An 8,756-nucleotide genomic window follows, 5' to 3' on the forward strand; every position below is an offset into this window, starting at 1 on the left:
GGACTGCGGAGTGTACGCAATGACGGTGTCCGGCGATGATGGGGCCGTGAACGGATACAGCGTTCCCGATCCGGAAAAATGCCGGCTGGCGCGCGCCTGGTGCGCCGCCCGCTACGAAGTGCTGCTGCCCGGGGGCGCCTTGCCGTTGCGGATTGGCGAGTCGGCGGCGGCGCTGGAGGCGCGGCTCCCTGCCGACGCTTACCTGTGGATCACGGCCTGGAATCCACCGCTCGCCGCCCGCACCGCGGCGCTGAACCGGCGGGCGGATCAGCGCCTGCTGGCGCACCTGCGCGAGCGTGGCCGCGTTCCCGTGCCCGCGCGCGCCAGCGACGGCGCCGGTGGCTGGCACGAGCCGGGCTGGCTGGTGCCGGATCTGGGCCGGGACGAGGCGGATGCGCTGGCGCGCGCCTTCGAGCAGGGCGGCATTCTCCACTGGCGCCGCGGACAACCGGTGCGCCTGCGGTTGATGTGGCCGCCACCGGCCGATCCCTGCCCGCTGCCCGGAACCGCGGCGGTCGATTGGGCCGGCTGAGCAAGGGGCCCGCGCGGCGGCTCGCATACAATAGCCGGCTGATTGCCGCCCGAGACCCGCCTTCCCGCGAAGGCTTCCGCCTGATGATCGATTCCGCGCCGAACCATCCGCCGCTGCTGGCCGCCCATGGCCTGGCCTTTTCGCGCAACGACGAACCGGTGTTCGGCCCGCTCGAATTCGCGGTGGATGCCGGCGAGGCGCTGCTGGTGCAGGGCGGCAACGGCGCGGGCAAGACCACCCTGCTGCGGGTGCTGGCCGGGCTGCTGCGCGCCGACCGTGGCGAGATCACCATCGACGGACGCGCCGCAAACGCCACCCAGCGTTCGCGCGCCATCGCCTATCTGGGCCACCTGCCCGCGCTGAAGGCGGATCTGGACACGCTGGAGAACCTCAACTTCCTGTGCGGCCTGCATGGCCGCCGCGCCCGCCAGATGCCTGGCAACGCGCTGGCGATGGTCGGTCTGGCCGGCTACGAGGACGCACTGGCGCGGCAGCTCTCCGCCGGCCAGAAGAAACGCCTCTCGCTCGCCCGCCTGTGGCTGTCGCCGGCGCCGCTGTGGCTGCTGGACGAGCCCTACGCCAACCTCGATCTGGAAGGCATCAACCTGGTCAACCGGATGATCTCCGCCCACCTTCGCGGCGGCGGCGCCGCTCTGGTCACCACCCACGGCGCCTACGCCGCTCCGCCCGTGCAGACCCGCATGCTGATGCTGGGAGGCGCGGCATGAGCACGCCCGGCCTGTTCGCCTCGGCTTCGGCGCTGGTCGCGCGCGATCTGCGGCTGATGTGGCGCCGTCGCGGCGACGCGCTGCAACCGGCCCTGTTCGCGCTGCTGGTGGTGGTGGTGTTCGCGCTGGGACTGGGCGGCGAACCGGATGCGCTGGGCAAGGTGGCCTCGGCGGTGATCTGGGTGGCGGTGCTGCTGGCCGGCCTGCTCTCGCTGGACACGCTGTTCCGCGGCGACGCGGAGGACGGCTCGCTGGAGCAATGGATCCTCGCGCCGGTGCCGCTGGCGTGGCTGGTCGCGGTGCGCGTGCTGACCCACTGGGCCACCACCGCGCTGCCGCTGATCCTGGTCACGCCCCTGCTGGGCGAACTGCTGCACCTGCCGCGTGCGCAGTTGCCGGCGCTGCTGGCCTCGCTGGCGCTTGGCACGCCTTTGCTGAGCCTGCTCGGCGCGGTGGTCGCGGCATTGACGGTCGGCATGCGACGCTCCGGCATCCTGGTCGCGCTGCTGGCGCTGCCGTTGTATGTCCCCATCCTGGTCTTCGGCGCGGGCAGCGTCGCGGCCAGCGCGCAGGGCCTGGACGGCAGCGGCGCGCTGCTGCTGCTCGGCGCCGGCCTGGTGCTGGCGCTGGTGCTGGCGCCGCTGACCGCCGCCGCCGCGATCCGCATCGCCCTCAACTGACCGGTCCTTCCATGACGGACTTCCCAGACGCCCCGCCTCCGCCGTTCGACAAGGGCCCCCGCCCCCGCTCCGACGTGTCCGGTCGGGTGGAACTGCGCATCGAGAAGTTCATCGAGGCCGCCACCGAGGTGTTCCTCGAAAAGGGTTATCGCAACGCGCGCCTGAATGACGTGGTGGCGCGTTCGGGTGGCTCGCTGTCCACGCTCTACAACGCCTTCGGCGACAAGCACGGCCTGGCGCTGGCGATCATGAAGCGCAGCATCGCCGCGTTCGGCGAAGGCCTGGAGATGCTGTATCGCTCCGATCTTCCGCCCGAGCAGGCGCTGCCGCTGGCCGCCGAGCGCATGGTGGAGGAGATCCTCTCGCCGGGCCGCATCGTCACCCATCGCATCGTCGTCGGCGAGGGACTGTGTTTTCCCGAGCTGCGCGACTGGTTCATGGAACACGGCGTGACTCCGGCCGAACGCCTGCTCACCCAGTACTTCGAACGCGAAAAACTGAGCGGCAGATTGATCCTGGAACACCCCGCCATCGTGGCCGATCGCTTCTACATGATGGTCTTCGGCGGCGTCATCCTGCGCTCGGTCAATGGCCGCATCGGCGTGGCCGACAAGCCGCGGGTGAAGGTGGAGGCGCGCGAGGCGGTCTCGGTCTTCCTCGAAGGCGTCCTGCCCCGCGCTTGAGCATCGCGGCCGCAAGGGAATTCCGGAAAAAAAGCAATGGCCCGCCTATGGAACACGGGCAAGCCACGCTGCACACCGCACCCTTCATGCTGCGCCGCAACTTGATCTTCCTGTCGCGTTCACTCAGCGTTTATCGTAATGAACGTTACAAGCCCTGCGGCTAGCCAGCCTTGGCCAGCCAGGCGCAAGGGAGAGAAGGATGCGGCGCGCACTGTTGGGTCTGATGTTTGTTCTCGCGGCGGCGGCCATGCTCGGAGCGAGCTGGCTGGCGCCGGTGATGGCGCAGAGCGCCCCCACCGGGTTTGATCCCTCGAAACTGCCCGGCACCCATTTCGGCAGCCAGGACGGCGTGGCCCACAACTTCGCCGACGCGCCCGGCTTCGCCTTCGCGACCGTGCCCGCCAATCCGCTGCAGCCGACCGCCAAACCGATAGGTGAAGCCACCTGCACGGCCTGCCACACCAAGGAACAGGACAACTTCGCCCACAGCACGCATGCGCTGGGCATGCAGGTCGCGCGGCAGGCCAATCCGGACACCCCCACCTGCGAGGCCTGCCACGGGCCGGGCTCGGCGCATGCGCAGAACCCGACCGCGAAAGGCGGCATCATCGCCTTCACCCATGACGGCGGCACCCCGGTGTCGGCCCAGACCGGCAACTGCCTGGGTTGCCATGCGGGCGGACCGCGCGACAGTTGGCTGGGCTCGGTGCACCAGCGCAACGATCTGTCGTGCAGTGATTGCCACAATCCGATGGCGCGCCTGTCCGCGGAAGGCCTGACCGCGCGCCAGTCGGTCAGCGAAACCTGCGCGACCTGCCACAAGGACGTACGCCAGCAGTTCAACCGCCGCTCGCACATGCCGCTGCCGGAAGGCGAGATGACCTGCGCCGACTGCCACAACCCGCATGGCACCCTCAACGCCTCGCTGCTCAAGACCGACACGGTCAACGAAACCTGCTACCAGTGCCACGCGGAAAAGCGCGGGCCATTCCTGTTCGAACACGCGCCGGTGCGCGAAAGCTGCCTGAACTGCCACACCCCGCACGGCTCCAACCAGCATGCCCTGCTGGTGGCGCCGGTGCCGATGCTGTGCCAGCAGTGCCATTCGCACACGCGCCATCCGAATGATCTGTTGACCAGCGCGTCGCTGGGCCCCGGTCCCGCGCCGGACGAGCGCCTGATGGGACGCGGCTGCCTGACCTGCCACGCGCAGATCCACGGTTCCAACCACCCGTCCGGCCCCCGTCTCCACAAGTAGCGGAGGGAACATGATCGTCTCGACCTCCCGCACGTGCACTCCGCCCCGGCTGGCTGCGCTGGCGCTGGCATTGTCGCTCGTCGGCGTCGCCCACGCCCAGGACAGCGGCGTGGGCACGGATCTGCATTTCGGCAACGCGCTGGACACGACCGGCATGCGCGGCATCGGCTGCGACGCGGATGGCATGAGCTGGCTGCGCGCCGGCTCGCGGCGCACGCCGACCGGCTTCCTGTACCCCTGCGCGCCCGCCTGGCCGGAGCTGAAACCGCATGGCGAATGGGCCTACGAGGGCAGCGTCGGCCTGGGTTACCTGCATGTCTCCGGCGACGAACGCGCGACCCAGTGGCGCCGCTTCAACGATCTCGACGACGGGGTGGTAGTGGATGCGCGCTTCCGCCTGCAGCGCGCCGGCGACGGCAGCTATCTGGATTTCCGCGCCAGCCGCATCAACGAGCACAACCAGTTCTATCGCGCGGTGTTCGGCCGTGCCGGCAAGTTCCGCGTGCAGGCGTTCGTGCGCAGCCAGCCCAACGTGACCAGCGGCAATGCGCGTTCGATCTGGAATGGCGTCGGCGGCCAGCACCTCACCCTGGCCGGTGGCCTGGCCCCGGCGGGCAGCACGCCGGCGCAGGTGGCCGCGGTCGCCGGCGCGCAACCGGAACGTTTCCTGCGCGTGGTCCGCGACAAGCAGGGCGTGGGCATCAATTACTTCCTCAATCCACGCTGGGCCGCGTACTTCAACGCCAGCCACGAACAGCGCGAGGGCGCGCGGCCGTTCGGCGGCCCGTTCTTCTTCAACTACCCGTTCCCGGCCAACGGCGGCATCTACGAGATCCCCCGCCCCATCGACGACAGCACCGTCAACGTCAACGGCGGCGTGCGCTTCACCGGCAATCTGTGGCGGATGGATGTCAGTTACACCGGCTCGTTCTTCCGCAACCGCTTCAACGGTTACGACTACCAGGTGCCGTTCGGCCTTTATTCGGTGGTGCCGGGCGTGACGCCGCCGCAGCGCACCAGCGGCGAATTCGCCTATGAGCCGGACAACGACTATCACCAGCTGCGCGCGGTGTTCACCCGCAAGCTGCCGTGGAACGGCGAGCTGACCTTCAACACCTCGCTGGGCACGATGCGCCAGAACGAACGGCTGCTGGCGCCGATGAACTGCCAGGGGCAGTTCGGCCTGCCGATAGGACCGGGCTTCCTGTTCGACTGCGCCGACTGGAACACGACGGATGCGCTGTCGCGCAAGACCGCGGACCTGGGCATCGACACCCAGCGCCTGGACGTGCGCGCGGTGTTCCAGCCGCGCACCACCCTGACCCTGCGCGGCCAGGCCAAGTACTACCGCGAGGACTACGACGGCACTTACCAGGCCTACAACCCGCTGACCGGCCAGTGGGGCTACGTGGCCGAGAACGGTTCGCAGGGCAGCGTGGTCCCCGGCGAAATGGGCGTGTGGGATCCGCTGCTCGCGCCCTCGGTGATCACCCGCGTGCGCAATCTGCCGCTGGACAAGGAAACCCGGGAAGTGTCCATGGGAGTGGATTGGCGTCCGAACGCGCGCCACACCCTGGGCGCGACCTATACCCACACCGCCATCGAACGCGCCCACCGCGAGGTCGCCACCACCCGCGATGACAGCCTGCGCCTGACCTGGAACAACCGCGCCCGCGACTGGCTGACCCTGCGCGCCAACTACACCTATCTGGATCGCGGCGGCAGCCGGTATTTCTACGACCCCTACGAATTCACCTTCTCCACCGACCTGCCCGGCTTCGTCGAGCCGGCCGGCGGCGTGCCCGCGCACACGGTATCGGCCTTGCGCAAGTACGATCTCGCCAGCCGCACCCAGCACAAGCTGGATCTGATGGCGACCTTCATCCTGCCGCGCGAGATGACCCTCTACGCGTCGGTGCGCGGCGAACGCAACGATTACGACGCCGAACTGGGGCGACAGAACTACGACACCCGCGGCGCCAGCCTGCAATGGGAGTGGCAACCCGCCACGACCACCGTCGCCAGCGCCTGGCTCGGCTACGACCGCTCGGATCTGGGCATCGCCAACGTCAATGACGCGGCCCTCACCCCGGATCCCACCCTCGGCGGCGCGACCTACCCGCAGGCCAACCGCTGGTGGCTGGACGATACCCAGCGCAACCGCTACGCCGGCGCGAACCTCAACCAGGCCATCGGCCGCGCGACCCTGGACGTGGCGTGGAACTGGACCGACTCGCGCGGCACCACCCGCTACCGGTTCGCCTCGCCCGGCGCGCTTGCCAATCCGGCGCTGGCGGCGTCGGCCGACGGCCGCTATCCGCCGATGATCTACCGGGTCAATTCGCTGTCGGTGGGGCTGAGTTTTCCGCTCAACGCGCGCACCCGCATGCGCGTGTTCGACACCTATGAACGTGGCCGGCTCTCCGACTGGCACTACCTGGGTTTCGACGAGACCCGCGTGTTCGATCACCGCGTCTACACCGACGGCGGCCCCGGCGATTACCGGGTCAACCTGATTGGCGTGAGCCTGGAGGTGCTGCTGTGAAGACCTTCGGCATGCTCGCATTGGCCGTCGCGATGGCGCTGGGCGCGAGCCTGGCCGGCGCACAGGACCCCGCGCCGACGCAGGAGGCCGCTCCCGCGCCCGAGCCCGCCGGCGAAGCCGCGTCCCCGCCGCCCGCCGCGACGGGCTACCGGGACCTGCGCCGGATCACGCTCCTGCAGGGCGACGCCGCCGCCGGCAAGGCCAAGTCCGAACTGTGCGCCGCCTGCCATGGCGCCGCCGGGATCTCGATCGCGCCGAACTTCCCCAACCTGGCCGGACAGCGCGCGGAATACCTGTACTGGGAACTGGTGGAGTACCAGAGCGGCGCCATGCCCGAGTCGGCGATGACGCCGCTCGCCGCCAGCCTGAGCGATCAGGACATGCGCGATCTGGCGCGCTACTACGCCAGCCTGCCCGCCGGCCGCGCCCCCGCGTCGGAAGAAGCCCCGGCGCCGGACGCCGCCTTGCTGGCGCAGGGCCGGCAACTGTTCATGGACGGCGAACCCGGCAAGGGACTGCCTCCCTGCCAGGGCTGCCATGGCGCCGATGCCGGCGGCCATCCGCTGGCGTCGCGGGTGGACCGGGAGGGCCATGCCCCGTGGGCGGCGTATCCGGCGCTGCGCGGTCAGAATGCGATCTACCTCCAACTCCGTCTTAACGCCTTCCGCACCGGCCAGCTTCATCATTCCACCAACGATTTCGTGATGGCGGGCGTCGGCCAGCGGCTGGACGACGACGCCATCTCCGCCCTGTCGGCCTGGCTGGCCGCGCAGGGTCCCTGACCCGGCCGGCCTTCCCGTTCAATCCAAGCCCGCATCATTCATCCCCCACGTTCCGGAGAATCCGCATGAACCGTCTCGCCCTGCTTGCCGTGCTCACCCTGTCCGCCTCGCCGCTGGCCGCCCGCGCCGCCACCTGTTCGGTGGACCTGGAAGGCAACGACGCCATGAAATACAACCTGGCCAACATCGACGTCAGCAAGAGCTGCAAGACCTTCACCATCAACCTCAAGCACACCGGCAAGCTGGCCAGGAACGTGATGGGCCACAACGTGGTCATCGCCAAGACCGCCGACATCGCCGGCATCGACACCGACGGCATCAAGGCGGGCCTGGCGGCCGACTACATCAAGGCCGGCGACACCCGCGTCATCGCCCACAGCAAGGTGGTCGGCGGCGGCGAAAGCACCTCGGTCCAGATTCCGGTCGCCAAGCTGGCCGGCGGCCCGTTCTCGTTCTTCTGCAGCTTTCCCGGCCATTCGGCGCTGATGAAGGGAACCCTGACCCTCAAGCCTTGACCGGGGTCAAGACAGACGGGGCCCGCGCGGTTGGCGCGACGGCCCCAAGTCTGGGAAAATGGGGTGATTTCACAGAACAGAGCTGCGGAGCGGGCCAGGGTGGCGCGCTCCATCGACCGCGAGCGATGAAACACCTTCCATGAATCCCCTCGTCCGCTGGTTCCACCAACTCGGTTCGCCGCCCTATTTCGATCGCTTCGCCGCCCGCTGGACGCCCTGGTGCTACCTGGCGGCGATGGTGCTGTTCGGCTTCGGCCTGTGGCAGGCGCTGTTCGTGGTGCCGGCCGACTACCAGCAGAGCGACAGCTTCCGCATCCTCTATATCCACGTGCCGGCGGCCTGGATGAGCCTGTTCGTGTTCGGCCTGATGGCGTTCTATGCCGCCATCGCGCTGATCTGGCGGATCAAGCTGTGCGAAATCCTGGCCATGGCCTGTGCGCCGATCGGCGCGGGCTTCACCGTCATCACCCTGGCGACCGGCTCCATCTGGGGCAAGCCGTTGTGGGGCACCTGGTGGGACTGGGATCCGCGCCTGACCACCGAGCTGATCCTGCTGTTCCTGTACCTGGGCGTGATCGGCCTCTACAACGCGATCGACGACCGCCGCGCCGCCGCGCGCGCGGCCGGCCTGCTGGCGATCGTCGGGGTCGCCCTGCTGCCGGTGATCCACTGGTCGGTGGAATGGTGGAACTCGCTGCACCAGGGGCAGACCATCAAGCTGTTCGGCAAGTCGAGCATGGACGCCAGCATGCTGCCGCCGCTGTGGGGGATGGTCGCCGGCACCCACGTCTGGTTCGTCGGCTCGCTGCTGGCGCGCGCGCGCGCCGACAACCTGCGCCGCGAGGCCGGCAAGGACTGGGTCGCGAAGATGGCGGGGGCGGCGCGATGAACTACCTGCCCTACGTGATCGCCGCGTACGCCGTGTTCGGCATGGTCCTGGCCTGGGACTACGTCGCGCCGCGACTGCAGGTACGCCAGCAACTGCGCGCTGCCCGGCTGCGCGCCGCCCGCCGCCCATCGCAAACCGCACAAG

10 protein-coding genes are annotated in these 8,756 nt (G+C 69.3%); all 10 read left to right on the top strand.

Annotation, left to right across the window (positions count from 1 at the left end; genetic code table 11):
* The first annotated feature begins 46 nt into the window (after positions 1-46).
* Complete coding sequence (locus ACTHN1_RS13805) at positions 47-532, top strand: DUF3293 domain-containing protein (RefSeq protein WP_440471508.1); 486 nt, start codon at positions 47-49, stop codon at positions 530-532.
* Positions 533-615: 83 nt separating this feature from the next.
* Entirely contained in the window at positions 616-1,260 is a 645-nt protein-coding gene (gene ccmA / locus ACTHN1_RS13810) for a heme ABC exporter ATP-binding protein CcmA (protein WP_440471509.1), read from the top strand.
* A complete protein-coding gene (gene ccmB, locus ACTHN1_RS13815) occupies positions 1,257-1,940 on the top strand; it encodes a heme exporter protein CcmB (protein ID WP_440471510.1) in 684 nt (227 codons plus the stop codon). The genes ccmA and ccmB overlap by 4 nt, the downstream gene beginning before the upstream one ends.
* Before the next feature lie 11 nt (positions 1,941-1,951).
* Positions 1,952-2,623 carry a TetR/AcrR family transcriptional regulator gene (locus ACTHN1_RS13820; RefSeq protein WP_440471511.1) on the top strand — a complete coding sequence of 224 codons (672 nt, stop codon included), beginning with the start codon at positions 1,952-1,954 and terminating at the stop codon, positions 2,621-2,623.
* Positions 2,624-2,822: 199 nt separating this feature from the next.
* Positions 2,823-3,881 carry a DmsE family decaheme c-type cytochrome gene (locus ACTHN1_RS13825; protein ID WP_440471512.1) on the top strand — a complete coding sequence of 353 codons (1,059 nt, stop codon included), beginning with the start codon at positions 2,823-2,825 and terminating at the stop codon, positions 3,879-3,881.
* A gap of 10 nt (positions 3,882-3,891) precedes the next feature.
* Positions 3,892-6,426, top strand: coding sequence for an MtrB/PioB family outer membrane beta-barrel protein (locus ACTHN1_RS13830; RefSeq protein WP_440471513.1), 2,535 nt, complete (start codon positions 3,892-3,894; stop codon positions 6,424-6,426).
* Positions 6,423-7,208 carry a c-type cytochrome gene (locus ACTHN1_RS13835; RefSeq protein WP_440471514.1) on the top strand — a complete coding sequence of 262 codons (786 nt, stop codon included), beginning with the start codon at positions 6,423-6,425 and terminating at the stop codon, positions 7,206-7,208. The genes ACTHN1_RS13830 and ACTHN1_RS13835 overlap by 4 nt, the downstream gene beginning before the upstream one ends.
* A 65-nt stretch (positions 7,209-7,273) precedes the next feature.
* Positions 7,274-7,723: an azurin gene (azu, locus tag ACTHN1_RS13840; protein WP_440471515.1), complete on the top strand. Its 450-nt coding sequence runs from the start codon at positions 7,274-7,276 to the stop codon at positions 7,721-7,723.
* Positions 7,724-7,862: 139 nt separating this feature from the next.
* On the top strand, positions 7,863-8,612 hold the full coding sequence (ccmC, locus tag ACTHN1_RS13845) for a heme ABC transporter permease CcmC (protein WP_440471516.1): 750 nt from the start codon (positions 7,863-7,865) through the stop codon (positions 8,610-8,612).
* Positions 8,609-8,756: heme exporter protein CcmD (gene ccmD, locus ACTHN1_RS13850; protein ID WP_440471521.1), on the top strand; the 148-nt coding region annotated here is incomplete at its 3' end. The genes ccmC and ccmD, both read left to right, overlap by 4 nt.

The sequence above is a fragment of the Pseudoxanthomonas sp. genome (assembly GCF_051953815.1).
GTDB lineage: Bacteria > Pseudomonadota > Gammaproteobacteria > Xanthomonadales > Xanthomonadaceae > Pseudoxanthomonas_A.